Annotated in this window: 28 protein-coding genes; 9 read left to right on the top strand and 19 right to left on the bottom strand. The window is 57.9% G+C overall.

Annotated elements, in window-relative coordinates:
- Positions 1-7: 7 nt before the first annotated feature.
- Genes JQ848_RS02780 through nrdR form a run of 3 tightly spaced genes read right to left on the bottom strand, consistent with a single transcriptional unit; the run spans position 8 to position 2,311 of the window.
- Entirely contained in the window at positions 8-670 is a 663-nt protein-coding gene (locus tag JQ848_RS02780; RefSeq protein ID WP_003444279.1) for a riboflavin synthase, read from the bottom strand.
- Between the two features lie 46 nt (positions 671-716).
- The gene (gene ribD / locus JQ848_RS02775; protein ID WP_029612150.1) at positions 717-1,850 is read right to left on the bottom strand and encodes a bifunctional diaminohydroxyphosphoribosylaminopyrimidine deaminase/5-amino-6-(5-phosphoribosylamino)uracil reductase RibD; all 1,134 of its coding nucleotides are present in this window, start codon (positions 1,848-1,850) and stop codon (positions 717-719) included.
- Positions 1,847-2,311 (bottom strand): transcriptional regulator NrdR, encoded by a 465-nt coding sequence (nrdR, locus tag JQ848_RS02770; protein WP_003444283.1) that lies wholly within the window; start codon positions 2,309-2,311, stop codon positions 1,847-1,849. The genes ribD and nrdR overlap by 4 nt, the downstream gene beginning before the upstream one ends.
- 138 nt (positions 2,312-2,449) lie before the next feature.
- On the opposite strand from nrdR, the gene JQ848_RS02765 reads away from it, so the two are divergent.
- From JQ848_RS02765 to JQ848_RS02755, 3 genes are read left to right on the top strand one after another with little or no spacing between them, the layout of a single operon-like run.
- The gene (locus JQ848_RS02765; RefSeq protein WP_003444285.1) at positions 2,450-2,899 is read left to right on the top strand and encodes a YbaY family lipoprotein; all 450 of its coding nucleotides are present in this window, start codon (positions 2,450-2,452) and stop codon (positions 2,897-2,899) included.
- Complete coding sequence (locus JQ848_RS02760; RefSeq protein ID WP_003444287.1) at positions 2,896-3,585, top strand: class I SAM-dependent methyltransferase; 690 nt, start codon at positions 2,896-2,898, stop codon at positions 3,583-3,585. The genes JQ848_RS02765 and JQ848_RS02760 overlap by 4 nt, the downstream gene beginning before the upstream one ends.
- 31 nt (positions 3,586-3,616) lie before the next feature.
- Positions 3,617-4,495 (top strand): thioredoxin family protein, encoded by an 879-nt coding sequence (locus JQ848_RS02755; protein WP_003444289.1) that lies wholly within the window; start codon positions 3,617-3,619, stop codon positions 4,493-4,495.
- A 67-nt stretch (positions 4,496-4,562) separates the two neighbouring features.
- Here JQ848_RS02755 and JQ848_RS02750 read toward each other — a convergent pair whose 3' ends face one another.
- Positions 4,563-4,904, bottom strand: a complete 342-nt coding sequence (locus tag JQ848_RS02750) for a hypothetical protein (RefSeq protein ID WP_003444291.1) — start codon at positions 4,902-4,904, stop codon at positions 4,563-4,565.
- A gap of 136 nt (positions 4,905-5,040) precedes the next feature.
- Here JQ848_RS02750 and JQ848_RS02745 point away from each other — a divergent pair, with 136 nt between their 5' ends.
- The 5 genes from JQ848_RS02745 (at position 5,041) to JQ848_RS02725 (ending at position 9,049) form a co-directional block, all read left to right on the top strand.
- Complete coding sequence (locus tag JQ848_RS02745; protein WP_003444294.1) at positions 5,041-5,604, top strand: DUF2796 domain-containing protein; 564 nt, start codon at positions 5,041-5,043, stop codon at positions 5,602-5,604.
- Between the two features lie 83 nt (positions 5,605-5,687).
- The gene (locus JQ848_RS02740; RefSeq protein WP_010655453.1) at positions 5,688-6,398 is read left to right on the top strand and encodes an ABC transporter ATP-binding protein; all 711 of its coding nucleotides are present in this window, start codon (positions 5,688-5,690) and stop codon (positions 6,396-6,398) included.
- Between the two features lies 1 nt (position 6,399).
- On the top strand, positions 6,400-7,665 hold the full coding sequence (locus JQ848_RS02735) for an ABC transporter permease (RefSeq protein WP_010655452.1): 1,266 nt from the start codon (positions 6,400-6,402) through the stop codon (positions 7,663-7,665).
- Between the two features lie 16 nt (positions 7,666-7,681).
- Positions 7,682-8,200 carry a DUF3299 domain-containing protein gene (locus JQ848_RS02730; RefSeq protein WP_202210240.1) on the top strand — a complete coding sequence of 173 codons (519 nt, stop codon included), beginning with the start codon at positions 7,682-7,684 and terminating at the stop codon, positions 8,198-8,200.
- Positions 8,201-8,350: 150 nt separating this feature from the next.
- The gene (locus JQ848_RS02725) at positions 8,351-9,049 is read left to right on the top strand and encodes an OmpW/AlkL family protein (RefSeq protein WP_003444322.1); all 699 of its coding nucleotides are present in this window, start codon (positions 8,351-8,353) and stop codon (positions 9,047-9,049) included.
- Positions 9,050-9,109: 60 nt separating this feature from the next.
- Here the strand turns inward: JQ848_RS02725 and JQ848_RS02720 are convergent, their stop codons facing one another.
- The 5 genes from JQ848_RS02720 to JQ848_RS02700 form a co-directional block, all read right to left on the bottom strand.
- Positions 9,110-10,039, bottom strand: a complete 930-nt coding sequence (locus JQ848_RS02720; RefSeq protein ID WP_003444324.1) for an NAD-dependent epimerase/dehydratase family protein — start codon at positions 10,037-10,039, stop codon at positions 9,110-9,112.
- Positions 10,032-10,916: a sugar nucleotide-binding protein gene (locus JQ848_RS02715; protein ID WP_003444326.1), complete on the bottom strand. Its 885-nt coding sequence runs from the start codon at positions 10,914-10,916 to the stop codon at positions 10,032-10,034. Before JQ848_RS02715 ends, JQ848_RS02720 begins: the two co-directional genes overlap by 8 nt.
- Positions 10,917-11,066: 150 nt before the next feature.
- Positions 11,067-13,175: a mechanosensitive ion channel family protein gene (locus tag JQ848_RS02710; protein WP_202210239.1), complete on the bottom strand. Its 2,109-nt coding sequence runs from the start codon at positions 13,173-13,175 to the stop codon at positions 11,067-11,069.
- Between the two features lie 292 nt (positions 13,176-13,467).
- Entirely contained in the window at positions 13,468-14,004 is a 537-nt protein-coding gene (locus JQ848_RS02705) for a single-stranded DNA-binding protein (RefSeq protein WP_003444330.1), read from the bottom strand.
- Between the two features lie 9 nt (positions 14,005-14,013).
- A complete protein-coding gene (locus JQ848_RS02700) occupies positions 14,014-15,405 on the bottom strand; it encodes an MFS transporter (protein ID WP_003444333.1) in 1,392 nt (463 codons plus the stop codon).
- 197 nt (positions 15,406-15,602) lie between these two features.
- Here JQ848_RS02700 and uvrA point away from each other — a divergent pair, with 197 nt between their 5' ends.
- The gene (gene uvrA / locus JQ848_RS02695) at positions 15,603-18,437 is read left to right on the top strand and encodes an excinuclease ABC subunit UvrA (protein WP_003444334.1); all 2,835 of its coding nucleotides are present in this window, start codon (positions 15,603-15,605) and stop codon (positions 18,435-18,437) included.
- A gap of 122 nt (positions 18,438-18,559) precedes the next feature.
- Here uvrA and bfr read toward each other — a convergent pair whose 3' ends face one another.
- From bfr to rplO, 10 genes are all read right to left on the bottom strand, one after another.
- Positions 18,560-19,024, bottom strand: a complete 465-nt coding sequence (gene bfr / locus JQ848_RS02690) for a bacterioferritin (RefSeq protein ID WP_003444336.1) — start codon at positions 19,022-19,024, stop codon at positions 18,560-18,562.
- A gap of 155 nt (positions 19,025-19,179) precedes the next feature.
- On the bottom strand, positions 19,180-20,628 hold the full coding sequence (locus tag JQ848_RS02685) for a catalase (protein WP_202210238.1): 1,449 nt from the start codon (positions 20,626-20,628) through the stop codon (positions 19,180-19,182).
- 173 nt (positions 20,629-20,801) lie between these two features.
- Positions 20,802-21,188: a 50S ribosomal protein L17 gene (gene rplQ, locus JQ848_RS02680; RefSeq protein ID WP_003444357.1), complete on the bottom strand. Its 387-nt coding sequence runs from the start codon at positions 21,186-21,188 to the stop codon at positions 20,802-20,804.
- 42 nt (positions 21,189-21,230) lie between these two features.
- The gene (locus JQ848_RS02675) at positions 21,231-22,232 is read right to left on the bottom strand and encodes a DNA-directed RNA polymerase subunit alpha (RefSeq protein WP_003176403.1); all 1,002 of its coding nucleotides are present in this window, start codon (positions 22,230-22,232) and stop codon (positions 21,231-21,233) included.
- A gap of 22 nt (positions 22,233-22,254) precedes the next feature.
- Complete coding sequence (gene rpsD / locus JQ848_RS02670; protein ID WP_003444359.1) at positions 22,255-22,875, bottom strand: 30S ribosomal protein S4; 621 nt, start codon at positions 22,873-22,875, stop codon at positions 22,255-22,257.
- An 18-nt stretch (positions 22,876-22,893) separates the two neighbouring features.
- A complete protein-coding gene (gene rpsK / locus JQ848_RS02665) occupies positions 22,894-23,283 on the bottom strand; it encodes a 30S ribosomal protein S11 (RefSeq protein ID WP_002555466.1) in 390 nt (129 codons plus the stop codon).
- 30 nt (positions 23,284-23,313) lie between these two features.
- Entirely contained in the window at positions 23,314-23,670 is a 357-nt protein-coding gene (gene rpsM / locus JQ848_RS02660; RefSeq protein WP_003444360.1) for a 30S ribosomal protein S13, read from the bottom strand.
- 129 nt (positions 23,671-23,799) lie between these two features.
- Entirely contained in the window at positions 23,800-23,916 is a 117-nt protein-coding gene (gene rpmJ / locus JQ848_RS02655; RefSeq protein ID WP_002555468.1) for a 50S ribosomal protein L36, read from the bottom strand.
- A 28-nt stretch (positions 23,917-23,944) separates the two neighbouring features.
- Positions 23,945-25,273, bottom strand: coding sequence for a preprotein translocase subunit SecY (gene secY / locus JQ848_RS02650; RefSeq protein WP_003444361.1), 1,329 nt, complete (start codon positions 25,271-25,273; stop codon positions 23,945-23,947).
- Positions 25,274-25,711 carry a 50S ribosomal protein L15 gene (rplO, locus tag JQ848_RS02645; RefSeq protein ID WP_003444362.1) on the bottom strand — a complete coding sequence of 146 codons (438 nt, stop codon included), beginning with the start codon at positions 25,709-25,711 and terminating at the stop codon, positions 25,274-25,276.
- Positions 25,712-25,714 lie beyond the last annotated feature (3 nt).

Here is a 25,714-nt window from a genome sequence, read left to right as displayed (position 1 = left end):
CCTTAATTCAGGATTTGAGGTAGCCGTTGGCGGCCAGAAAACTTTCACTGATGCCGCCCGAAGTCGGCTCGGCGGCTTTATCGCCCAGCAGCAGACGCTCAAGGTAACGCGCCAGCAGGTCCACTTCGAGGTTCACCCGGCGACCCGGACGATAGTCGTCCATGATGGTTTCGCTCAGGGTGTGGGGAATAATGGTCAGCGAGAACTCGGCGCCATTGACCGCGTTCACGGTCAGGCTGGTGCCGTCGACGGTGATCGAGCCTTTATGGGCGATGTACTTGGCCAGCTCTTTGGGAGCGCGGATGCGGAACTCGATAGCCCGGGCGTTCTCTTCCCGCGAGATCACTTCACCCACACCGTCAACGTGCCCGCTCACCAGGTGACCACCCAGACGCGTGGTCGGGGTCAGGGCCTTTTCCAGGTTGACCCGGCTGCCGCTTTTCAAATCGTTGAACGCGGTGCAGTCGAGGGTCTCGCGGCTGACGTCAGCCATAAAGCCGTTGCCCGGCAGTTCCACGGCAGTCAGGCACACGCCATTGATTGCAATACTGTCGCCGAGTTTGACGTCGCTCAGGTCGAGCTTGCCGGTGTCTACATAAACCCGCACATCGCCGCCTTTGGGGGTCAGTGCACGGATGCTGCCGATGGATTCAATGATGCCGGTAAACATGGCGTTCCCCTTGAGAACAGAACCTGCGTAGAACGGAGGCTGAGAATTATACGCTCGCGGATGGCACAGGTATGGCGGTGACTCGCCAGTCATCACCCACCGCGCGCATTTCAATGATTTTGAGCAAAGGCGCTTCGCTCATATGGGTCAACGGCAGCTCAAGCAATGGCCGGGCAGTGGAACCGAGGAACTTGGCGGCGATGAAAATCTGGTATTCATCCACCAGCCCCTGTTCGGCAAAAGCCCCGGCCAGACGCGGCCCGGCCTCCACCAATACTTCGTTCACCCCGCGTGCGGCCAGTGCAACCAGCAACTTGCGTAAATCGACCTGGCCGTTGGCACCGTGGATCACCAGGCATTCCGGCCCCGTGCGGTATTGCTCGGCGGGAGGTACGCAGGTGGCAACCAGCGCCGGACCTGCCTTGAAAAACGGCGCATCCAGCGGCACCCGCAAACGCCCGTCAATCAATACCCGCAGCGGAGGACGGCTCAATGCCAGCGCCGTGAGCTCGGGGCTCAGGCCCAGCTCCGGACCGCGCACGGTCAGGCGCGCGCCATCGGCCAGAACCGTGTCGGCACCGGTCAGCACCACGCTGGCCTGCGCCCGCAGCCGCTGCACCGCAGAGCGTGCCGCAGGGCCGGTGATCCATTGGCTTTCGCCATTGGCCATGGCCGTGCGGCCATCAAGACTCATCGCCAGCTTGACCCGCACAAACGGCAGGCCGTGCTCCATACGTTTGAGGAAGCCCGGGTTCAGCGCCCGCGCTTCACTTTCGAGCACGCCGCTGCACACTTCAATCCCGGCGTCAGCCAGACGCTTGAGGCCGCGGCCGGCAACTTCCGGGTTGGGGTCCTGCATGGCCGCCACCACCCGCGCCACGCCGGCATGGCGCAAGCCGTCGGCACAGGGCGGAGTGTGGCCATGGTGGCTGCACGGTTCCAGCGTGACGTAAGCCGTGGCGCCACGGGCCAGCTCGCCCGCCGCACGCAAGGCGTGGACTTCGGCGTGGGGTTCACCCGTGCGCACGTGCCAGCCTTCGCCGACAATCTGTCCGTCACGCACTATCACGCAACCGACTCGCGGGTTGGGATGGGTCGTATACAGGCCGTTGCGCGCCAGTTCGATGGCACGCGCCATGTAATGGGCGTCTAAAATTGATTGTTGCGTAGTCACAGTCATTCTTTGGAGGGCTCACGGGCGAGTCGGTCGATTTCTTCGCGGAACTCGTTGAGGTCCTGGAAGCGTCGATAGACAGAGGCAAAACGGATATAGGCCACTTCATCGAGCTTTTGCAGCTCGCCCATGACCAGCTCACCGACAACCAGCGATTTGACTTCGCGTTCACCGGTGGCGCGCAGCTTGCTCTTGATATGGGCCAGCGCGGCTTCGAGTCGCTCGACGCTGACCGGGCGCTTTTCCAGCGCCCGCTGCATGCCGGCACGCAGTTTTTCTTCGTCGAAAGGCTGACGACTGCCGTCTTGCTTGATAAGGCGCGGTAACACCAACTCGGCTGTTTCAAAGGTGGTGAAACGCTCACCACAGGCCAGGCATTCACGCCGGCGGCGCACCTGGTCGCCCTCGGCGACCAGACGCGAGTCGATGACTTTAGTGTCGTTGGCACCGCAGAAAGGACAGTGCATGGTGGCGGCAACAAAAAATGGGGAGTGCCATGGTAGCGCATCCCACTGGCAAGACAAGCCATAGCCTTTACGGTATACAGTCCGCCTACTATGTTTCACCCATCTGATACATCGACAGACCTGCCGCTGGAGCCTTCCATGTCGCTACGAACGCTTTTTTTGTTGTGCCTCGCCGGTTTCCTGGGCGCCTGTAGCAGCGAACCGCCAAAACCGGTGCAGACTCAGGTGCTGGCACAGCCAAAAACTGATGCTCCAAAAGACCTCGGACCACTGCCGGCCTATCAGCGTGAACTCAGCGGCGTGTTGACCGGCGTACCCGCAGGGGCCGAGGTTGAACTGGCGATGCTGATCATTGACGAACGTGGACGCCCCCAAGGCCTGATGGCCAGCAGCAAGATCATCGGCAATAGCCAGCCGCTGCCGTTCAAGCTGCGTTTTAACCCCGAAGCCTTCCCCGCCGGAGCGCGGGTTGAACTGCGCGGACGCGCCAGCCAGTCCGGGCAATTGATCCTGCATCTACCTTCAAAAATCATCAGCCAGCCTGCGACCCAGGCCATGGGTACCCTGGCCTTTGTCCAGGCACCATGAATACACCGCTGCATCTGCAACAGTCATTGAGCGAGTTGGTGGGCGATGCCCGGCTGATCATTACGGATTTGCCGGACACGACACTCAAGTTATGGCTGCTTGACCCGCAACGGATGGATCGTTGCTTCACGGCCGACGAGACCCGGCGCATCCTTTACGAGCCACCGTACTGGGCGTTTTGCTGGGCCAGCGGTCTGGCTCTGGCACGTTATCTGGCCGAGCAGCCGCACTGGGTGCAAGGCAAGCGCGTGCTGGATTTTGGCGCAGGTTCCGGGGTGGCAGCGATTGCAGCGGCCAGGGCCGGGGCACTCGAGGTGCTGGCTTGCGATCTTGACCCGCTGGCGCTGGCTGCCTGCAGGGCGAATGCCGAGCTCAATGATGTGCAGCTCCATTATTCCAGCGACTTTTTCGCCGAAGCCGACCGCTTCGACCTGATCCTGGTGGCGGACGTGCTTTACGACCGCGAAAACCTGCCACTGCTGGATCAGTTTTTAACCCGTGGCCAACAGGTCCTGGTCGCCGATTCCCGGGTGCGCGACTTCAAGCATCCGCTGTACCGCCAGCTGGACAGCCTCAAGGCATTGACCTTGCCCGATCTGGCCGAGCCCCATGAATTTCGTAACGTGAGCCTGTATCACGCGCAACGCGAGCCTATGGCTTTCGGCCTGCCCGTACAGCCTTTATAGTTGCCCTCATTTACCTGTTTCGAGACACCTAATGAATCAGCCTACGCCTTCTTCCCATAGCTTCGACGTAACCTCCGCGGACTTCGACAGACTGGTTGTCCAGGCCTCTTTTGAGCAGCCCGTTCTGGTGGATTTCTGGGCCGACTGGTGTGCACCGTGCAAGGTGATGCTGCCGATTCTGGAACAGATCGCGGTGGACTATCAGGGCGAGTTGTTACTGGCCAAGGTCAATTGCGAAGTCGAGCAGGACATCGTGGGCCGTATCGGCATTCAAACCCTGCCCACAGTAGTGCTGTTTAAAGACGGCAAAGTGGTGGATGGCTTCCAGGAAGCGCAACCCGAATCGGCGATCCGCGCGATGCTCGCGCCCCATGTCGTGATGCCCGAGCCAGAGGCCGAAGACCCGATGCTGCAAGCCCGGGCACTGTTTTCCGAAAGCCGCTTTGCTGACGCCGAAGCCCTGCTGAAAAACATCCTCACCGATGACAACAGCAACGCCGGCGCACTGATTCTGTATGCCCGCTGCCTCGCCGAACGCGGTGAACTCACCGAAGCACAAGCCGTGCTGGACGCGGTTAAAAGTGACGAGCACAAAGCCGAACTGGCCGGGGCCAAGGCGCAACTGACGTTCCTGGGTCAGGCCGCGGATTTGCCGGATGTGGCGGATTTGAAAACCCGCGTTGCACAAAACCCGCAGGACGACGAAGCCGCTTACCAACTGGCGATCCAGCAATTGGCGCGCCAGCAATATGAAGGTGCTCTGGACGGGTTGCTGAAGCTGTTCACCCGCAACCGCAGCTACAACGAAGGCATCACCCACAAGACCTTGCTGCAGGTCTTCGACTTGTTGGGCAATGATCATCCGCTGGTGACCACCTACCGCCGCAAATTGTTTGCTGCGCTGTACTAGGCATCGGGCTGCAGGAGCGCGTTTGCTCACGAGCAAACTCGCGCCTGCGGGTCTTGCGTCATCTTTGCTATTCGATCCAGCTGTAAATCGGTGAGTCTGTGCCGCTCACCACTTTCACCTCGGGGCAATGACGCAGGCGTACCAGCAGCCGCTTGCCCGCGCCGGTGCTGCCGGTCAGGGCTTGTAGCTGCCCAAGCAGCTCAGGCCCGCTGATCTGCCCGGCCTTGCGCAACAAGTCTTTAGTCGTTTCCCACACGGCATCGTCCTGATTCACCGGTCTGGCAGGGGGCTGGCTGACAGGCGCGTCACTGACCTGCAACTGTGCACCCAGTGCAGCCCAGTCGCCGGCATCCAGTTCCACCGTCAAATCCACCGGCCAGTCGCCGATTGTTCCGCGAATGCGCACCATCGCTCTACTCCTCAAGTTTCATCAAACCATGCTCCCATGCGTATTGCGTAACGCCAAGCACACGGGCAAACTCTCGCAAATATTGTTATAAGATCACATAACAAATTGGTCCTCCCCCTTCTGCTGGAGTCACGCTATGCGCCGTTTGCTTCTTGCTATACCGTTTGCCCTGTTGCCGCTGGCCATGGCCCATGCTGCAGATGATCACGACCATGAACACGCCAGCCTGGGAGCCCACGAGCATGGCGCAGGCAGCCTAGATGTGGCTCTCGATGGCCAGACTCTGGAACTTGACCTGGATGGCCCGTCAATGAACCTGGTCGGATTTGAGCACCTTGCCACTACCGACGCTGACAAAGCCAAAGTCGCGGCAGCCCAGGCCCAGCTGGGCAATCCGCTGGTGTTGTTCAACCTGCCCAAAGCTGCAGAGTGCAGCGTTGAAGCCCAGGACCTGCAGAGCCCACTATTTGAAGCCGCCCCTGAAGAGGCTGCCGGCGTGGCAAAAGGCGAGCACCATCACAGCGATATCGAAGCCCACTATGCCTTTACCTGCAGCAAACCCGAGGCGCTGAAGACGCTGGATTTGAGCACGTTCTTCAAGACGTTCCCGGGCACCCATAAAATCAAGGTACAACTGATTGGCGCAAGTGGTCAGCAAGGTGTAGAAGCCACACCTCAAGCCCCCACCGTCAAGTTCTGACCGGATTAAACCTGCAGGAACGAGCTCGCTCCTGCAGATACCGCCCCGCTATTGGCACCCCATACAGGCGATTTCTCTTCCCCATGACCCAAGCACTTATCGAACTCAATGACCTGAGTTTCAGTTGGCCGGGGCAGCCCGTGTTGCTGGATATTCCGGCATTTCGCCTTGAGCCGGGCGAAACCCTGTTCCTCAAGGGCCCCAGCGGCAGCGGTAAAACCACGTTGCTGGGCCTGCTCGGCGGCGTGCAAAAAGCCGATAGCGGCACGATCCGCCTGCTCGGCCAAGAACTGGGCGAACTCGGCTCGGGCGCCCGCGATCGCTTTCGGGTCGATCACACCGGTTATATCTTTCAGCAATTCAATTTGCTGCCGTTTTTATCGGTACGCGAGAACGTTGAACTGCCTTGTCACTTTTCCAGACTGCGCGCCAGCCGCGCCGTGCAACGCCACGGCAGTGTGGATAACGCCGCGCAAACCCTGCTGGCGCACCTGGGTCTCAAAGACCCGGCGTTGCTGGAGCGACGTGCAGACTCCCTGTCGATTGGCCAGCAGCAACGGGTCGCCGCTGCCCGCGCCCTGATCGGCCAGCCCGAGCTGGTAATTGCCGACGAACCGACCTCGGCCCTCGACGCTGACGCCCGCGAAGCGTTTATCCAGTTGCTGTTTGCTGAATGCCGCGAGGCGGGCGCCAGCCTGCTGTTTGTAAGCCACGATCAAAGTCTGGCCCCCCTCTTCGACCGAAATCTGTCGTTGTCCGAACTCAATCGTGCCGCCACGTCGGCAGAGGTCTGAGATGTATCTGTTTCGACTAGCCCTGGCCAGCCTGGCTAACCGTCGCTTCACCGCGATCCTGACCGCCTTCGCCATCGCCCTGTCGGTGTGCCTGTTGCTGGCGGTCGAGCGGGTGCGCACCGAAGCCCGCGCCAGCTTTGCCAGCACCATCAGCGGCACTGACCTGATCGTGGGCGCCCGCTCCGGCTCGGTCAATCTGCTGCTGTACTCGGTATTTCGCATTGGCAATGCCACCAACAATATTCGCTGGGACAGCTTTGAGCACTTCGCCAACAACCCGAAAGTGAAATGGGCGATTCCCATGTCACTGGGCGACTCCCATCGCGGTTATCGGGTGATGGGCACCAGCGAGGCGTATTTCGAGCACTATCAATACGGCCGTCGGCAGAACCTGGAACTGGCTGCCGGCCGGGCGTTTGCCACCGACCCTTTTGAGGTGGTACTGGGCGCCGAAGTGGCGGATGCACTGCACTACAAACTGGGTGACAAGCTGGTGCTGGCCCACGGCGTGGCCGCGGTCAGTCTGGTCAAGCATGATGACAAACCGTTCACCGTGGTCGGAATTCTCAAACGCACCGGCACCCCGGTTGACCGTACCCTGCATATCAGCCTGGGCGGTATGGAAGCGATACATGTCGATTGGCATAACGGTGTTCCGGCCCGTGGCGCCGGGCGGGTAAGTGCCGATCAGGCGCGCAACATGGACCTCACCCCGCAGGCCATCACCGCCTTTATGCTGGGTCTGAACAGCAAGATCTCGACCTTTGCCTTGCAGCGTGAAATCAATGATTTCCGCGGTGAACCGATGATGGCGATTTTGCCCGGGGTGGCGCTGCAGGAACTCTGGAGCCTGATGAGCACCGCTGAAAAAGCATTGTTCGTGGTGTCGCTGTTTGTGGTGCTGACCGGCTTGATCGGCATGCTCACTGCGATTTTGACCAGCCTCAATGAACGTCGGCGCGAGATGGCCATTCTGCGTTCGGTCGGTGCCCGGCCATGGCATATCGCAACCTTGCTGGTCTTCGAGGCCCTTGCCCTGGCATTGGCCGGTGTAGTGGCCGGCGTGGGGTTGCTGTACCTGTGTATCGCCGTGGCCCAAGGTTATGTGCAATCGAACTACGGGCTGTATTTACCGCTGGCCTGGCCAAGCGAATATGAATGGGCGCTGCTTGGCGGTATTCTTGCGGCCGCCCTGCTGATGGGCTGCGTGCCGGCATGGCGCGCCTACCGACAATCGCTGGCCGATGGTCTGTCCATTCGTTTATGAACCCGGGGTTATAACAATGTCCGTGTTGCCACGCGTGCTGCTGGCACTGCTTGTGCTGATCACTACTCCTTTGTGGGCAGCAGAGCCGAAAGAGTTGACGTGGTCGGAGATGATTCCGCCCGACGCGCCGGCTGAAGTGCCGGACATGGCACCGCTGCACGACCTGTCACAGATGGGCGACATGGAGGCCGCCCCGGCAGCCAGGCAGGACTTGCCCAATGCGCCGGTGGTGACGACGCTGGACGGTCAGTTGATTCGCTTGCCGGGCTATATCGTGCCCCTTGAAGTCAATGAACAAGGCCGCACCACCGAGTTTTTGCTGGTGCCCTACTTCGGCGCCTGTATCCACGTGCCGCCACCGCCGTCGAACCAGATCGTGCATGTCACCAGCAAGGTCGGGGTGCAAGTCGATGAGCTGTACCAGCCGTACTGGATCGAAGGCGCGATGCAGGTCAAATCCAGTACCAGTGAACTGGCAGATGCGGGCTACCAGATGGATGCGCAAAAAATCGTTGTGTACGAACTGCCGGAGTAACCCCCCCCATCGCTCCTGCAGGGACGGTGAGCACGGGCCAGCTCACGAAATTTTCACAAACTCACCGTTCATTGAGCTGGGTCAACTGAGCGTGGCATGGCGCTCTTTACCATTGGTTATATAAATTTCAAATATCCCAATGGAGCTCCCATGCACAAGTCTTTGCTCAGCGCAGCCGCGCTTGCGCTCGCCGTCGTCGCCCCGCTTGCCCACGCCCACACTGAAGGTGACATCATTCTGCGTGCCGGTGCGATCACGGTAAACCCGAAGGCCGACAGCTCCAGCGTCAAGGTTGATCAGGGCCCGCTGGCGGGCGCGGATCTGGGTGGCAAGGCGACCATGAGCAGCGACACGCAATTGGGCCTCAACTTCGCCTACATGATCACCGACCATGTCGGTATTGAACTGCTGGCAGCCACGCCGTTTGAGCATGACGTGAAACTTAAAGGCACCGCCTTGTCTGCGGCAAACGGCAAGCTGGGCAGCCTCAAGCACTTGCCGCCAACCCTGAGTGTTGTGTACTACCCGCTGGACTCCAAGTCGGCGTTCCAGCCTTACGTGGGTGCCGGTATCAACTACACCTGGATCTATGACGAGCACGTTGGCAGCAGCGCCAGCGCGGCAGGCTTTGACAACTTCAAGGCAAAGAACTCGTGGGGCATGGCATTCCAGGTCGGTGCTGACTACATGCTGACCGATAACATCATGATCAACGCCCAGGCACGCTATATCGATATCGATACCCGCGCCACGGTGGAAAACAACGCAGTAGCGCCTGGCACCCGCGCCAAGGTCAATGTAGACGTGGATCCGTTCGTTTACATGGTAGGTCTGGGTTACAAGTTTTAAGCGACAAACAACATCAAAAAAGGCGCCCTGGAGGCGCCTTTTTTTGTAGCCAGGGGCTTGTCAGCGTCCGAGCAAACGCGCCAGACCAACACTCATGGGTGTGGTTTCGCCAAGCTTGAAGCGTTGCAGCAAGCGGCTGTTGTCTGCCCGTGAATGGCGGATATCGCCGGAGCGGGCCGCACTGTAGCTGATGGGCGGCAGTCCACCGACCACGTCGCCCAGCGCCTCGAGCATTTGCTTGAGGGTGGTGGCTTTGTTCAGGCCGACGTTGACCGCGCCTTCTTCAACCTGCCGGGCTTCGACAGCCTGAACCAGGATGTTCACCAGGTCACCGACGTAGATGAAGTCACGGGTTTGCTCGCCATCGCCGAAAATGGTGATGGGCAGGCCCTTTACCGCGCGTTCGCTGAAGATGCTGATCACCCCGGAGTACGGCGATGACGGGTCCTGGCGCGGGCCAAAGACGTTAAACAGACGGAAAATCGCCGGTTCCAGCCCGTGTTGGCGACGGTAAAAGTCCAGATAGTATTCACTGGCCAGTTTGTCGGACGCATAAGGCGTCAGCGGCGCCTTGGGGGTGTCTTCGACAATCGACTCACCTTCACCGTTATTGCCATACACAGCAGCGCTGGAGGCAAAAACAACCCGTTTGACCCCGGATTCACGCATGGCTTCGCACACGTTAAGGGTGCCGATGAAATTGCTTTGATGGGTACGTACCGGGTCGTCCACCGAGGCTTGCACCGAGGCAACTGCCGCCAGGTGAACCACGGCACTGCAACCGGCCATGACCCTGGCAACCAGGGCAGCATCCGCCACGTCGCCTTCGATCAGCTCGACCTTGGGGTTGTCCATTGGCAGATTGCAGCGCTTGCCGGTGGACATGTCGTCGAGAATGCGTACGGCATGCCCCTTGGCCAACAAGGCATCAACCAGATTGGAACCGATAAATCCGGCGCCGCCGGTCACTAAAACGGGTGAATCAGCCATGACGATAAAGTCTGTCCAGTAATGTCGGGAGTGCCGCACGCCAGGCGCGAGGCTTGATCCCGAAGGTGTGTAAGATTTTCTTGCAGGCCAGCACAGCATGCTGGGGCTCTTCAGCCGCGTCCGGGCATGCCGCATGCGCCTGCGGTACAGGTGCTTCGACAGCCAGTGGATGCAGGGTGCGCGCTTCGCTCAGGATCGCCTGCCCCAGCGCCAGCGGCGTGGTCGCCTCGTGCCCCGCGTAGTGATAAGTACCCCACAGCGGCGCGGCGCAATCCAGCTGCTTGAGCACTGAGATAATCACCCGTGCGGCGTCATCTACCGGTGTCGGATTGCCCCGGCGATCATCGGCCAGCAACAATTCTCCCGGCTTTTCAGCCTGGGTCAGAAACCGCCCGAGCAGACCTTCCGGGCTGTCATCCAGCAGCCAGCCAAAACGCAGCAGCACGTGCTGCGGGCAGATGGCCCGCACACTTTGCTCGATTCGCCACAGTGCCTGACCGCGTAACCCCAGCGGAACGGGTTCGTCCTTTTCGCTGTAGGCCGTCGCCCGCGAACCGTCGAAAACCCGATAGCTGGAAGGTTGCAGCAAAATGATGTTGTGGTGCTGGCACAACTCGGCCAAACGTTCGACAGAGCGCTCCTGGCCAGCAAGTCGGGACTCGCTGACTGTTGGCGCCTGAAACCAGTCGAAGTAATACGCGAGGTTGATGACCGCATCCGGGCGGGTGTCATCCAGCAGCTGCGTAAGGCTCGCAGCGTCCCAGCCGTCTTGCGGCGGACGCGGGGCGAGGAAATTAATGTCTTCCTCGGCACCCTGACGAATCAGCGCCTGCCCGAGAGCATTTCCGCCGCCCAATAACATAAGGCGCATTCGCATAGAGTGTGCAGACTCAGTCTATTCAGAACGGTGATGTATACCAGAAAACCAACCGTGAAAGCTGCTGGCCATGATCAAGACCTCCGTATTTTGCGGGTTTATGGGCCCGCCGTCACTGACAAACTGCACCCCTGCGGGTCAACGGGCTCACTACAGCTGCGGCGGCATGTCAGTGAGCAGCAACCTGGAAGGCGGCGACCCGGCAGCCGGCGCCGGTTCGCCGGTATCGCGTACGGGCATCAGGAATCCCTGTGGATAATGTTGCGCAAAGTGGACATCGTCACACTTATCCACAAGCTTTTTGAGCCGATCATTGAAAGCCCGACTGACGGAGCTCTGGGCGCCGGACATGGTTCTGAACTGAGCGGTAATGGTTACGCCATCCAGATTCATGCTGTCGACCCCGAATACCGTCAGCGAGCCCTGCAGGCTGAGACTGAGCAAAGGATCGTCACTGATCTGGCTTCCGGCCTGGCGGATCATGTCGATGGCCTGATCGGTGTCGGTATCGTAGGTGAACTGAACCGAGAAAAATGCGTACGCAAACTGCCGGGAATGGTTGATCACCGCCTTGATCTGACCAAAGGGCACCGAATGCACGAAGCCACGCGAGTCCCTCAGGCGCAAGGTGCGAATGGTCAGCCCCTCAACGGTACCCGCATGGTTGGAGTCGACCACCACCCAGTCGCCGACCGAGATGGTGTCCTCAATAATAATGAACAGCCCCGTAATGACGTCTTGTACCAGCTGCTGGGAACCAAAGCCGATCGCCAGCCCTATGACCCCGGCACCAGCGAGGAAAGGCGCGACGTTGACACCCAGGTTGGCCATGGTGGTGATGGTGCAGACCACCACCAGAATTACTTTTATTGCATTGCGCATCAGCGGCAGGATGGTCTTGACGCGGGTGCTCGGCTCGCGGGTGCCATGTCGGGTCACTGTAGGTTCCAGCGTTTGCTGGATGGCGGTATCGAGCACCACCCAGGCCAGCCATGTCACCAGCAGGATCAACAGGATGCGCCCCAGCGAATCGCTGATGACCTTGCCGGTGTTGCTGTCTGAGGCGAACGCCAGCAGGGAGAACCCCCAGATCTGGGACAGGAGTTCGATAAAGGTCACAGCCAGAGCAATACGCAGCAATGCATAAAGCACATTCAGTAAACGCTCTCGATAGATGCTTGTACGGCGGGTCGGCGTACGAAATGAGTGGTGCAAAATCGTACTTAAAAAAACCGCGCCGATGATCAGTCCTGAAGTCAGCAGCGCACCGCGCATGGCACGCTCACTGCCCTCGCCTATTCCCAGCAAATTGAGCGCTGTGACCACCAGCATCAGCAGTATCGGCCAGTACCACAACGCCGAAAAAATACGCAACGACTCCTGCAGTGCAGGCTGACCAAGACGCTGCGCCAGTGCACGGTCCCGAATCAGGTGCGCCACGGGGCGACGCAACCGTATGGCCAGAAAGGCAAAAATGATGCACGCCAGCAACCCGGCAAAAACCGACAGACAGCTCGCAATGTTATCGCCAATTTGCAGCGCAATTTGCGGGCTGTTCATCCCGTCACTCAGCGCGGCAAAAAAGCCGATCAGGAACAGTGGCCGGCGGGAATACTTGCGAATGATCTGAACTGCAATCCGCTTGTGTCCGACTTCAAACATCGCACTGAGTGCCAGCACCAGCGCCACACTGAACACCCCGGCACTGCCCGCATAGGTCAGGGTCATCCCCAGCGAGCGGCCAATGGTGTCTTGCAGATAACGACTGGCATACAAGGTCAGCACCAGACTTATCACTGCAGGCAAAAGGTACTGCACCACATAACCGACAAGTGCCTGTATGCGCGGCCTGGTGTTGATCGCACGCGTCATATCCAGGTATCGCACCAGCAAGCGCCCCGCCAGCATCAGCCCGAAAAAAGCCCCGAACCAGATGGCTGGCAACAGGACGAAGTCCCCCAAGGCGCCCCATGAGGGATGAGCCGATGCCTGTTCGACCAGTTCACCGACTTCATCCACCGCAAGCTCTGAGCGCAAACTCCAGGAGCCCAGCAGACGAGCGCTCAGGCCGAGCCGTTCCTGGATCTGGTCCATACCCTCGCCCAAGGCACCCAGCAAGCCGCCATCGACCAGCACCGGGGGCTTGCCATCCGTCTCTTCTGCCTTGATAACCGAGGCCAGCGTGGGGGCTGCCTGGAGAATGCCGTTGCCTGAGAACAACAGGATGAGAAGCACAATCGCTGCTTTGAAATTGAACAAACCCGGGAGTCCTCCTGGACATCTTTGACGGAACCGCTGACGTTGGCCAATTGGCCCGCAGGTACTTGAGATCAGTACAGCGTAGTCAATGAAGCGCCAGGCGCCTGGCGTAACACGCAGGCTTTTGACCTGGACTGCCCGGATCAGCCCGGTTGCCATTTTTTGCAGGACGGATCTGACTGTTGTCAGCGCCCTGCGCGGTGCAGCCATTTCCGGCCCCAAACAAAAGGCCCGTTGCTGAATCAGCGACGGGCCTTTGTTGGTTCTGAGTATGTCGCCCGAAGGCTAGTCGCTAGAACGGGATATCGTCATCAAAGCTGTCGAAGTCCGGTGCAGGTTGAGGTGCCTGCTGCTGCGGCGCTGGGCGCGACTGCTGCTGTTGAGGCTGTTGCTGCTGCGGCGCAGGGCGTTGAGCCTGCTGACGCGGTGCAGACTGCTGTGGCTGGTAGTTGTTACCACCGCCCTGGTTTTGTTGGTCGCCCTGCGGACGGCCGCCCAGCAGTTGCATGGTGCCTTGCATGTCGACCACGATTTCGGTGGTGTAACGCTTGATACCGTCTTTTTCCCACTCACGGGTTTGCAGCTTGCCTTCGATGTACACCTGCGAACCCTTGCGCAGGTATTCGCCAGCGATCTCGGCAACCTTGCCGAACATCGATACACGGTGCCATTCAGTCTTTTCGACTTTCTGGCCGGTTTGCTTGTCGGTCCACTGTTCGCTGGTTGCCAGACTCAGGTTGGTCACGGCATTACCGTTAGGCAAGTAGCGAACTTCGGGATCCTGGCCGCACGTGCCGACCAATATAACTTTGTTAACCCCACGGGCCATAACGTTCTCCTAGGCTTCGCACGTCGGCGCTGGGTTAACCAACTGCTCGAGTGTCGCGCGATCCAATAGTTCGGTGTCCAATTTGATATAAATGGCAGCCTCTTGTGCTACCACCACTGCATCTGTAACGCCTGTAACAGCCTTTAAACGCTCGGCCAGACCTGCTTCGCGAAGCGCTTCAGGCGATAGCGGCAAGCGCAAGCTTGTCACATAAGGCGGTTCACGCATGGTAACAGCAAAGACCAGCCAGAGTGCAGCCAGACCTGCGCATCCAAGGAACACAACCGACAAACCGCCATGCTGAAATAACCAGCCGCCGAGTATGCCGCCCAGTGCCGAACCGAGGAACTGACTGGTGGAATAAACCCCCATCGCCGTACCCTTGCCACCCGCCGGAGATACCTTGCTGATCAACGAAGGCAATGAAGCTTCGAGCAGGTTGAACGCGGTGAAAAACACCACGGTACCTATCACCAACGCCCGCAAGCTGTCGCCGAACTTCCAGAAGAATAGCTCAGTGAGCATCAACGTCACGACGGCGCCGAGTAAAACTCGTTTCATTTTGCGTTTCTTTTCGCCGTAGATGATGAACGGAATCATGGCGAAGAAAGAAATCAGCAAGGCAGTCAGGTACACCCACCAATGTTGCTCTTTGGGCAGGCCGGCTTTTTCGACCAGCGCCAGCGGCAATGCGATGAAACTCGACATCAGCATGGCGTGCAGTACGAAAATCCCCAGGTCCAGACGCAGCAGGTCAGGGTGCCGCAAGGTCGGCAGCAATGCCTGCCTGGCAACCCCCGACTCGCGGTGCTGCAAGGTACCGGTTGAGCGAGGCACCATGAACATGACGATGACGATCCCGACCAGCGCCATGCCGCCGGTGGCCAGGAACAGGCCCGACAACCCGAAGGCCCGGGTTAACAACGGGCCTACGACCATCGCCACCGCAAACGACAAGCCAATGGTCATGCCGATCATGGCCATGGCTTTGGTGCGGTGCTGTTCGCGAGTGAGGTCTGAAAGCAACGCCATTACGGCGGCAGAGATTGCGCCTGCACCCTGCAGGATCCGACCGGCAATGACGCCCCAGATCGAGTCCGAGTTGGCTGCCAGCACACTACCGAGGGCGAAGACGATCAACCCAAGGTAAATAACCGGACGCCGACCAATACGGTCAGAAATAACCCCGAAAGGAATCTGAAAAATTGCCTGAGTCAGGCCGTATGCGCCTATGGCCAGGCCGATCAGGGCTGGCGTCGCACCGGCGAGGTCCATCCCATAGGTCGCCAGAACCGGCAACACCATAAACATGCCAAGCATACGGAAGGCGAACACAAGGGCCAGACCGCTTGCTGCCCGGGTCTCGCTACCACTCATGCGGTCGCTGTGGGGATCGTGCATGGAATAACCTCATGTGAACCGGCGGCGATTCTACCAGTCCCATCGAGTAACAGCACACACACGAGAGAGGCGCGACGCTTTGTCACGTAAAAGTTATAAAGGCTCATTAATACCAACATGCCATTAAGAGCCTGCACAGCTTTCGTACAGATCCGTATACTCATTCGTTTACGTTATGCCCGCCAAGCGAGGCCGCAGTGGACAAGATCCTGATACGTGGGGCACGAACCCACAACCTGAAGAACATCGACCTGACCCTGCCCAGGGACAAGCTGATCGTCATCACCGGACTGTCTGGCTCCGGCAAATCATCCCTGGCGTTTGATACGCTGTACGCTGAAGGCCAACGCCGTTATGTCGAGTCGCTGTCGGCCTATGCCCGGCAGTTCTTGTCGATGATGGAAAAGCCTGACGTCGATACCATCGAAGGTCTGTCACCGGCGATATCCATCGAGCAGAAATCAACATCCCATAACCCGCGTTCCACTGTCGGCACCATCACCGAAATTTATGATTACCTGCGCCTGCTGTATGCCCGCGTAGGCATCCCCCGCTGCCCCGATCACGACATCCCGCTTGAAGCCCAAACCGTCAGCCAAATGGTCGACCTGGTACTGGCGCAGCCGGAAGGCAGCAAGCTGATGCTCCTGGCCCCCGTGATTCGCGAGCGCAAAGGTGAACACCTTTCGGTTTTTGAAGAGCTGCGCGCTCAAGGTTTCGTGCGGGCCCGGGTCAATGGCAGACTCTGCGAACTGGACGAGCTGCCCAAGCTCGACAAGCAGAAGAAGCACACTATTGATGTAGTGGTTGACCGCTTCAAGGTTCGGCCTGACCTGCAACAGCGCCTGGCCGAGTCATTCGAGACCGCGCTGAAGCTGGCCGACGGCATTGCTCTGGTTGCACCTATGGACGACGAGCCGGGCGAAGAGATGATCTTCTCCGCGCGCTTCGCCTGCCCGATCTGCGGCCATGCCATCAGCGAACTTGAGCCCAAACTGTTTTCCTTCAACAACCCCGCCGGGGCGTGTCCGACCTGTGACGGTTTGGGGGTCAAGCAGTTTTTCGATATCAAACGCCTGGTCAATGGCGAGCTGACGCTGGCCGAAGGCGCCATACGCGGCTGGGACCGGCGTAACGTTTATTACTTCCAGATGCTCGGGGCGCTGGCCAAGCATTACGACTTCAGTCTGGAAGTGCCCTTCGGTGAACTCCCGGCCGACAAGCAAAAAGTCATTTTGTATGGCAGCGGCACCCATAACGTTGATTTCCGCTATCTGAATGATCGGGGCGATATCGTCAAGCGCTCGCACCCGTTTGAAGGCATCGTGCCCAACCTGGAGCGCCGCTATCGCGAAACCGAATCGGCCACTGTGCGCGAAGAGCTGGCCAAGTTCCTGAGCACTCAGTCTTGCCCGGATTGCCGCGGTACCCGCCTGCGTCGCGAAGCCCGTCACGTCTGGGTCGGCGAGAAAACCCTGCCGGCCGTGACCAATATGCCGATCGGGGATGCAACCGAGTATTTCAGCACCCTGAGCCTGACCGGGCGCCGCGGGGAAATCGCCGACAAGATCCTCAAGGAAATTCGCGAGCGCCTGCAGTTTTTGGTGAACGTGGGCCTAGACTATCTGTCGCTGGATCGCAGTGCTGACACCCTGTCTGGCGGTGAGGCGCAACGTATCCGTCTGGCCAGCCAGATCGGCGCAGGTCTGGTCGGGGTGCTGTACATCCTCGACGAGCCCTCCATCGGTCTGCATCAGCGCGATAACGATCGCCTGCTCGGCACCCTCAAGCATCTGCGCGACATCGGCAACACAGTGATTGTGGTGGAGCATGACGAGGATGCGATTCGTCTGGCGGACTATGTGGTTGATATCGGCCCGGGCGCCGGGGTGCATGGCGGACACATCGTTGCCCAAGGCACGCCTGCCGAGGTGATGGCGCATCCGGATTCGCTGACCGGTAAGTACCTGTCGGGCCGTGTGAAAATTCCCGTGCCGGCCAAACGTACGCCGCGCAACAAGAAGATGACGCTGTCGCTCAAGGGCGCCCGCGGCAACAACTTGCGCAACGTGGATCTGGAAATCCCTCTGGGGCTGCTGACCTGTGTGACCGGGGTTTCGGGTTCGGGCAAGTCGACGCTGATCAACAACACGCTCTACCCGCTCAGTGCTACCGCCCTGAATGGCGCGACCACCCTGGAGGCCGCGGCGCACGACAGCATCAAAGGCCTTGAGCATCTGGACAAGGTGGTCGATATCGACCAGAGCCCGATCGGTCGTACCCCTCGTTCCAACCCGGCAACGTACACCGGGCTGTTCACGCCTATCCGCGAGTTGTTTTCCGGCGTACCGGAATCCCGCTCCCGGGGCTACGGGCCAGGGCGTTTCTCCTTCAACGTGAAGGGCGGACGCTGCGAGGCATGTCAGGGCGATGGCCTGATCAAGGTGGAAATGCACTTTCTGCCCGACATCTATGTTCCTTGTGACGTGTGCAAGAGCAAGCGCTACAACCGTGAAACCCTTGAAATCAAATACAAGGGCAAGAGCATTCACGAAGTGCTGGAGATGACGATCGAAGAAGCCCGTGTGTTCTTCGACGCGGTGCCTGCGCTGGCGCGCAAGCTGCAGACACTGATGGATGTAGGTCTGTCGTACATCAAGCTGGGGCAGTCCGCCACGACGCTGTCAGGCGGCGAGGCGCAACGGGTCAAACTGTCCCGCGAGCTGTCCAAGCGCGATACCGGCAAGACCCTGTATATCCTCGATGAACCTACAACAGGCCTGCACTTTGCTGACATCCAGCAATTGCTGGATGTGCTGCATCGACTACGAGACCACGGCAATACGGTGGTGGTGATCGAACACAACCTGGACGTCATCAAGACTGCTGACTGGCTGGTGGATCTTGGGCCAGAAGGCGGCTCCAAAGGTGGGCAGATCATAGCGGTCGGCACACCGGAAGACGTGGCTGAGATGGCGCAATCCCATACAGGCTTCTATTTGAAGCCGCTGCTGATCCGCGACAGGGATTAAATCCCGGGCATGAAAAAAGCCCCTGCCATTGTGAAGTGGCAGGGGCTTTTTCATGGGTCAGACTTCTGCTCGCAATCTTTTAACGGCTCGCGGGCAAGTGCGCGCCTACAGATCGAGGTCGGTCAGAACTGCGATTGCAGGTAGTTCTGCAGGCCGATGGCCTTGATCAGGCCCAACTGCTTTTCCAGCCAGTAGGTGTGATCTTCTTCAGTGTCTGCCAGCTGAATGCGCAACATGTCGCGGCTCACGTAATCCTTGTGCTGCTCGCACAGAGCGATGCCCTTGCAGAGCGCTGCGCGAACCTTGTACTCAAGACGCAAGTCGGCAGCGAACATCTCAGGCACTGTGGTACCGACATCCAGATCATCCGGGCGCATGCGCGGAGTGCCTTCGAGCATCAGAATCCGGCGCATCAACGCATCAGCGTGTTGTGCCTCTTCTTCCATTTCGTGGTTGATACGTTCGTACAGCTTGGCAAAGCCCCAGTCCTCGTACATACGGGAATGGACAAAGTATTGGTCACGTGCAGCCAGCTCGCCGGTGAGCAACGTGTTGAGATAATCGATTACGTCCGGGTGCCCTTGCATCGCCGCACATCTCCCTGCTTGAAAGACTGTAGTTTGAACCAAGCTGACCGGGAGGTCACGACTCAATCGCTATAAAATCCTGCATTTGTAGAGAAAACAGAGCTAAATAACGCAAAAACCGCCCAATTGAGGGCGGTTCTGCTTCTCACTTAGACTTACTTAGCCTTTACACCCAGTGCTTTGGCAACACCGTCACCGTAAGCCTGATCGGCGTTGTAGAAATGCTGCAGCTGACGCTGCACAACATCTGGCGTAACCCCGTCCATGGCGCCTGCAATATTGTTTATCAGCAGGGTTTTCTGCTGGTCATTCATCAGACGGAACAGCGCACCAGCGTGGCTGTAGTAATCGCTGTCAACCCGATGATCGTAACGATCGGCCGCGCCACTCAGGGCCAAAGGCGGCTCTGCATACTGCGGCGCCTGCTTGGGTGCATCGGCATAGCTGTTGGGTTCATAGTTGGGTGCAGCACCACCGTTGTTGCCAAAAGCCATCGAGCCATCGCGCTGGTAGTTATGCACAGGCACCCGCGCAGCGTTGATCGGCAAGTGCTGGTGGTTGGTGCCTATACGGTAACGATGGGCATCCGCGTAAGCGAACACACGGCCTTGCAGCATGCGATCTGGCGACAGACCGACACCCGGAACCATGTTGCTTGGACCAAATGCAGCCTGCTCCACCTCGGCAAAGTAGTTAAGCGGATTGCGATTCAACTCCAGCTCGCCAATTTCAATCAGCGGGAACTCTTTCTGCGACCAGGTTTTGGTCACGTCAAACGGGTTTTCGTAGTGGGCCGCAGCCTGGGCTTCAGTCATGACTTGCATGCATACGCGCCATTTCGGGAAGTCGCCCCGCTCGATGGCATCAAACAGATCACGCTGCGCGTAGTCCGGATCACTGCCTGCAAGACGCTCGGCTTCCGCTGGCGGCAGGTTCTTGATGCCTTGCATGGTTTTATAGTGCCATTTGACCCAGTGACGCTCACCGGCCGCATTGATCAGGCTGTAGGTGTGGCTGCCGAACCCGTGCATGTGGCGATAGCCATCCGGGATGCCACGATCGGAAAACAGGATGGTGACCTGGTGCAGGGATTCAGGGGAATGTGACCAGAAGTCCCACATCATCTGTGCACTTTTCAGATTGCTCTGCGGAAGACGTTTTTGGGTGTGGATAAAGTCAGGAAACTTCAACGGGTCACGAATGAAGAATACCGGGGTGTTGTTACCCACGATGTCCCAGTTGCCTTCTTCGGTATAGAACTTGAGGGCAAAACCACGTGGATCACGGGCAGTGTCTGCCGAGCCGCGCTCGCCGCCTACGGTAGAGAAACGCAGAAAGGTCGGGGTTTGCTTGCCTACGGTATCAAACAGCTTGGCGCTGCTGAGTTGAGTCATGTCACGGGTCAGCGTGAAGGTGCCATGTGCACCCGAACCCTTGGCGTGGACACGACGCTCCGGAATGTTTTCACGGTTGAAGTGAGCAAGCTTTTCGATCAGATGAAAATCATCGAGCAACAATGGGCCACGGGGGCCAGCAGAACGAGAATTCTGGTTGTCAGCAACTGGAGCGCCGCTGGCGGTCGTAAGCGTTTTGGTCTGGCTCATGCTTTTGCTTCCTCAGTAAGTCTTTGTACTGCCGGCTAATCGGCTGAGGAGGAGTATTGACCATGAACTCTACGCGGGCAAATTCATTAATTGATCGCGATCAATAGAAAATAATAATTAATCAGACACAAAAAACCGGGCACTAGGCCCGGTTCTTTGTAGAGACTGACGTCTTACTCAGCGGATACAGCTTCACCGCCAACTGGACGATCAACCAACTCGACGTACGCCATAGGCGCGTTGTCGCCAGCACGGAAACCGCACTTGAGGATGCGCAGGTAGCCACCCTCACGAGTTGCATAACGCTTGCCCAGATCGTTGAACAGCTTACCAACGATGGCTTTCGAACGCGTACGGTCGAATGCCAGACGGCGGTTAGCCAGACAATCATTCTTGGCCAGAGTAATCAGCGGCTCAGCAACGCGACGCAATTCTTTGGCTTTCGGCAGAGTCGTTTTGATCAGCTCGTGCTCAAACAACGACACTGCCATGTTTTGAAACATAGCCTTGCGGTGGGAGCTAGTGCGGCTCAGGTGACGACCACTTTTACGATGACGCATGGTTCATTCCTTACCAAACACAACGTTCGGTGATTACGACGATCAGGCAGTCGCCTTGTCGTCCTTCTTAAGACTTGCAGGCGGCCAGTTGTCGAGGCGCATGCCGAGGGACAGACCACGGGAGGCCAGAACGTCCTTGATTTCAGTCAAGGATTTCTTGCCCAGGTTCGGAGTCTTCAACAGTTCTACTTCGGTGCGCTGAATCAGGTCACCGATGTAGTAAATGTTCTCCGCCTTAAGGCAGTTGGCCGAACGCACGGTCAGTTCCAGATCGTCAACCGGACGAAGCAGGATCGGATCGATCTCGTCTTCCTGTTCGATAACCACTGGTTCGCTGTCACCTTTGAGGTCGACGAATGCAGCCAACTGCTGTTGCAGGATGGTTGCAGCACGACGAATAGCCTCTTCAGGATCCAGTGTACCGTTGGTCTCCAGATCAATAACCAGCTTGTCCAGGTTAGTACGCTGCTCGACACGGGCGTTTTCCACCACGTATGCGATACGGCGAACCGGGCTGAACGAAGAGTCAAGCTGCAAGCGACCAATGCTGCGGCTTTCGTCTTCATCGCTCTGACGCGAGTCTGCTGGTTCATAACCACGACCACGAGCTACAGTGAGCTTCATGTTCAAGGCGCCGTTAGACGCCAGGTTGGCGATTACGTGATCGGGATTAACGATCTCGACATCATGATCCAGCTGAATATCGGCAGCGGTAACCACCCCCGAACCCTTCTTCGACAAGGTCAGCGTAACTTCGTCACGGCCGTGCAGCTTGATAGCCAGACCTTTAAGGTTCAACAGGATTTCAATTACGTCTTCCTGTACACCTTCGATGGCGCTGTACTCGTGGAGCACACCATCAATCTCGGCCTCGACTACTGCACAGCCTGGCATTGAGGACAACAGGATGCGTCGCAGCGCGTTGCCCAGGGTGTGGCCAAAACCACGCTCGAGAGGCTCGAGTGTGATTTTAGCGCGGGTTGGACTGACAACTTGCACATCAATATGGCGAGGTGTCAGGAACTCATTTACCGAAATCTGCATGGATGCACCTATTTTCTAGCCCTTACTTGGAGTAGAGCTCGACAATCAGGCTTTCGTTGATGTCGGCGGACAGATCACTGCGAGCAGGAACGTTCTTGAAAACGCCCGACTTCTTCTCAGTGTCTACTTCTACCCATTCTACGCGGCCACGTTGGGCACACAGATCGAGAGCTTGGACAATGCGAAGCTGGTTCTTTGCTTTCTCGCGGATAGCGACCACGTCACCAGCACGTACCTGGTAAGACGGAACGTTAACGGTCTGACCGTTTACGCTGATCGACTTGTGCGATACCAACTGACGGGATTCGGCACGAGTAGAACCGAAACCCATACGGTATACGACGTTATCCAGGCGGCATTCGAGCAGTTGCAACAGGTTTTCGCCAGTTGCACCTTTCTTGCCAGCAGCTTGTTTGTAGTAGCCGCTGAACTGACGCTCGAGAACGCCGTAGATACGACGGACCTTCTGCTTTTCACGCAGTTGGGTGCCGTAGTCGGATTGGCGACCGCGGCGTTGGCCGTGGATGCCTGGAGCAGCTTCAATATTGCACTTCGATTCGATAGCGCGCACACCACTCTTCAAGAAGAGATCGGTGCCTTCACGACGTGCCAGTTTGCATTTTGGACCAATGTAACGAGCCATTCTTTACAGTCTCCTGGATTACACGCGGCGCTTCTTCGGCGGACGGCACCCGTTGTGCGGGATTGGCGTCACGTCGGTGATGCTGGCGATCTTATAGCCACAGCCGTTCAAAGCACGGACAGCGGACTCACGACCTGGACCTGGACCTTTAACGTTAACGTCAAGGTTTTTCAGGCCATATTCCAGCGCAGCTTGACCAGCACGTTCAGCAGCTACTTGAGCAGCGAACGGGGTGGACTTGCGAGAACCGCGGAAACCCGAACCACCGGAGGTAGCCCAAGAAAGCGCGTTACCCTGACGGTCGGTGATGGTCACGATTGTGTTGTTGAAAGACGCGTGGATGTGGGCGATGCCATCAACCACTGTCTTTTTGACTTTTTTACGAGGACGAGCAGCAGGTTTTGCCATGACTAAATTCCTGTCGATTCGCTGGTGCGATTACTTGCGGATCGGCTTACGCGGACCTTTGCGAGTACGCGCGTTGGTCTTGGTACGCTGACCGCGTACTGGAAGACCACGACGATGGCGCAGACCGCGGTAGCAGCCCAAATCCATCAAGCGTTTGATTTTCATGTTGACTTCACGACGCAGGTCACCTTCAGTGGTGAACTTTGCCACTTCGCCACGCAGCAACTCAATCTGCTCGTCGCTCAGATCTTTGATCTTAGCGGCTGGGTTTACCCCAGTCTCTGCGCAAATTTTCTGCGCAGTAGTGCGACCAACACCAAAGATGTAGGTCAGCGAGATAACAGTGTGCTTGTTATCTGGAATGTTAACGCCTGCAATACGGGCCATTCAGTGGGACTCCAATTGACAGCTACCTACGCCCCGGAAGCCAAGAAATAGGGCGCGAGATAATATCGCTGTAATAACAAATAATCAACCCAGCAGCGCACTAGCTGCTGGGCTTCAAACAGATCACACTCAGCCTTGGCGCTGTTTGTGACGTGGTTCCGCGCTGCAAATTACCCGAACAACACCTTCGCGGCGAATAATCTTGCAGTTACGGCACAGCTTTTTCACCGATGCACGAACTTTCATCACCAACTCCTCTCACCTTATGGGTACTTCAGCGAAGCATGCCGCTGCCGTAGCCCTTCAGGTTGGCTTTCTTCATCAGGGATTCGTACTGGTGCGAAACGAGGTGCGATTGTACTTGGGACATGAAGTCCATAACAACCACGACCACGATCAGCAACGAGGTCCCGCCAAGGTAGAACGGAACGTTTGCCGCAACCACCAGGAACTGGGGCAACAGACATACGGCCGTCATATAAAGAGCACCGAACAGAGTCAAACGAGTCAAAACGCCATCAATATAGCGCGCCGACTGCTCACCTGGACGGATACCCGGAATAAAGGCACCGGACTTCTTCAGGTTTTCCGCTACGTCTTTCGGATTGAACATCAACGCCGTATAGAAGAAGCAGAAGAAAATAATCCCTGCACTAAACAGCAGAATATTCAACGGCTGACCAGGAGCGATCGACTGCGAGATGTCCTGCAACCAGCCCATACCTTCAGACTGACCGAACCAGGCACCCAGCGAAGCCGGGAACAGCAAAATGCTGCTCGCAAAAATAGCCGGAATAACACCGGCCATATTCACTTTCAGCGGTAGGTGGCTAGTCTGCGCAGCAAACACCTTGCGGCCCTGCTGACGCTTGGCGTAGTGAACAGCAATACGACGCTGACCACGCTCAATGAACACCACGAAACCGATAATCGCTACTGCCAGCAAACCGATAGCAACCAGAGCGAAGATATTGATATCGCCCTGACGCGCAGACTCGAAAGACTGCCCAATTGCTCTCGGAAGACCGGCGACGATACCCGAAAAAATCAACATCGAGATACCGTTGCCAACACCACGCTCAGTAATCTGCTCACCCAGCCACATCATGAACATTGCACCAGCCACAAAAGTGGTTACTGCAACGAAATGGAAGCCCAGGTCACCAGTGAACGCTACGCCTTGCCCTGCCAGACCTATGGACATGCCAATAGCCTGAACAAGAGCAAGAGCGACAGTGAGGTAGCGGGTGTACTGGCTTATCTTGCGACGACCAGCTTCACCTTCCTTCTTCAACTGCTCCAGCTGCGGGCTGACAGCGGACATAAGCTGCATGATGATCGATGCCGAAATGTACGGCATGATCCCCAGCGCAAAAATACTCATCCGCTCCAGCGCGCCGCCGGAAAACATGTTGAACAAGCTAAGAATGGTCCCCTCATTCTGTCGAAACAGGTCCGCCAACCGGTCCGGGTTAATACCTGGAACTGGGATGTGTGCGCCTATTCGGTAGACGATAATCGCCAGGAATAGAAAACGCAGACGAGCCCAGAGCTCGGATAACCCGCCTTTGCTGAGCGCTGAGAGAGCACCTTGCTTAGCCATTTATTCCTCGAACTTGCCGCCAGCTGCTTCGATAGCCGAACGCGCACCTTTGGTGGCGCCGATTCCCTTGCCGATTGTGACAGCGCGAGTAACTTCACCGGACAGCATGATTTTCACACGCAGTACGTTGACGTTGATCACGTTGGCATCTTTCAGGGTCTGCACAGTAACGATGTCGCCTTCCACTTTAGCCAGCTCGGACAAACGCACTTCTGCGCGATCCATGGCTTTCAGGGAAACGAAACCGAACTTAGGCAGACGGCGATGCAGCGGCTGTTGACCGCCTTCAAAGCCTGGAGCAATTGTGCCACCGGAACGGGAGGACTGACCTTTGTGACCACGGCCACCAGTCTTACCCAAACCGCTACCGATACCACGGCCCGGACGATGCTTTTCGCGACGGGAACCCGGCGCTGGACTCAGATCATTGAGTTTCATCGA

This window comes from Pseudomonas paraversuta (genome assembly GCF_904067025.1).
Taxonomy (GTDB): Bacteria; Pseudomonadota; Gammaproteobacteria; order Pseudomonadales; family Pseudomonadaceae; genus Aquipseudomonas; species Aquipseudomonas paraversuta.
The sequence above is the reverse complement of the archived record's forward strand: the minus strand, read 5'-3'. Positions and strand labels throughout refer to the sequence as shown.

What these genes read in the sequence shown, in the direction of transcription:
- JQ848_RS02780 (WP_003444279.1), bottom strand. Translation starts at nt 670, where the DNA reads ATGTTTACCGGCATCATTGAATCCATCGGCAGCATCCGTGCACTGACC.
- ribD (WP_029612150.1), bottom strand. Translation starts at nt 1,850, where the DNA reads ATGACTGTGACTACGCAACAATCAATTTTAGACGCCCATTACATGGCG.
- nrdR (WP_003444283.1), bottom strand. Translation starts at nt 2,311, where the DNA reads ATGCACTGTCCTTTCTGCGGTGCCAACGACACTAAAGTCATCGACTCG.
- JQ848_RS02765 (WP_003444285.1), top strand. Translation starts at nt 2,450, where the DNA reads ATGTCGCTACGAACGCTTTTTTTGTTGTGCCTCGCCGGTTTCCTGGGC.
- JQ848_RS02760 (WP_003444287.1), top strand. Translation starts at nt 2,896, where the DNA reads ATGAATACACCGCTGCATCTGCAACAGTCATTGAGCGAGTTGGTGGGC.
- JQ848_RS02755 (WP_003444289.1), top strand. Translation starts at nt 3,617, where the DNA reads ATGAATCAGCCTACGCCTTCTTCCCATAGCTTCGACGTAACCTCCGCG.
- JQ848_RS02750 (WP_003444291.1), bottom strand. Translation starts at nt 4,904, where the DNA reads ATGGTGCGCATTCGCGGAACAATCGGCGACTGGCCGGTGGATTTGACG.
- JQ848_RS02745 (WP_003444294.1), top strand. Translation starts at nt 5,041, where the DNA reads ATGCGCCGTTTGCTTCTTGCTATACCGTTTGCCCTGTTGCCGCTGGCC.
- JQ848_RS02740 (WP_010655453.1), top strand. Translation starts at nt 5,688, where the DNA reads ATGACCCAAGCACTTATCGAACTCAATGACCTGAGTTTCAGTTGGCCG.
- JQ848_RS02735 (WP_010655452.1), top strand. Translation starts at nt 6,400, where the DNA reads ATGTATCTGTTTCGACTAGCCCTGGCCAGCCTGGCTAACCGTCGCTTC.
- JQ848_RS02730 (WP_202210240.1), top strand. Translation starts at nt 7,682, where the DNA reads ATGTCCGTGTTGCCACGCGTGCTGCTGGCACTGCTTGTGCTGATCACT.
- JQ848_RS02725 (WP_003444322.1), top strand. Translation starts at nt 8,351, where the DNA reads ATGCACAAGTCTTTGCTCAGCGCAGCCGCGCTTGCGCTCGCCGTCGTC.
- JQ848_RS02720 (WP_003444324.1), bottom strand. Translation starts at nt 10,039, where the DNA reads ATGGCTGATTCACCCGTTTTAGTGACCGGCGGCGCCGGATTTATCGGT.
- JQ848_RS02715 (WP_003444326.1), bottom strand. Translation starts at nt 10,916, where the DNA reads ATGCGAATGCGCCTTATGTTATTGGGCGGCGGAAATGCTCTCGGGCAG.
- JQ848_RS02705 (WP_003444330.1), bottom strand. Translation starts at nt 14,004, where the DNA reads ATGGCCCGTGGGGTTAACAAAGTTATATTGGTCGGCACGTGCGGCCAG.
- JQ848_RS02700 (WP_003444333.1), bottom strand. Translation starts at nt 15,405, where the DNA reads ATGCACGATCCCCACAGCGACCGCATGAGTGGTAGCGAGACCCGGGCA.
- bfr (WP_003444336.1), bottom strand. Translation starts at nt 19,024, where the DNA reads ATGCAAGGGCACCCGGACGTAATCGATTATCTCAACACGTTGCTCACC.
- JQ848_RS02685 (WP_202210238.1), bottom strand. Translation starts at nt 20,628, where the DNA reads ATGAGCCAGACCAAAACGCTTACGACCGCCAGCGGCGCTCCAGTTGCT.
- rplQ (WP_003444357.1), bottom strand. Translation starts at nt 21,188, where the DNA reads ATGCGTCATCGTAAAAGTGGTCGTCACCTGAGCCGCACTAGCTCCCAC.
- JQ848_RS02675 (WP_003176403.1), bottom strand. Translation starts at nt 22,232, where the DNA reads ATGCAGATTTCGGTAAATGAGTTCCTGACACCTCGCCATATTGATGTG.
- rpsD (WP_003444359.1), bottom strand. Translation starts at nt 22,875, where the DNA reads ATGGCTCGTTACATTGGTCCAAAATGCAAACTGGCACGTCGTGAAGGC.
- rpsK (WP_002555466.1), bottom strand. Translation starts at nt 23,283, where the DNA reads ATGGCAAAACCTGCTGCTCGTCCTCGTAAAAAAGTCAAAAAGACAGTG.
- rpsM (WP_003444360.1), bottom strand. Translation starts at nt 23,670, where the DNA reads ATGGCCCGTATTGCAGGCGTTAACATTCCAGATAACAAGCACACTGTT.
- rpmJ (WP_002555468.1), bottom strand. Translation starts at nt 23,916, where the DNA reads ATGAAAGTTCGTGCATCGGTGAAAAAGCTGTGCCGTAACTGCAAGATT.
- secY (WP_003444361.1), bottom strand. Translation starts at nt 25,273, where the DNA reads ATGGCTAAGCAAGGTGCTCTCTCAGCGCTCAGCAAAGGCGGGTTATCC.
- rplO (WP_003444362.1), bottom strand. Translation starts at nt 25,711, where the DNA reads ATGAAACTCAATGATCTGAGTCCAGCGCCGGGTTCCCGTCGCGAAAAG.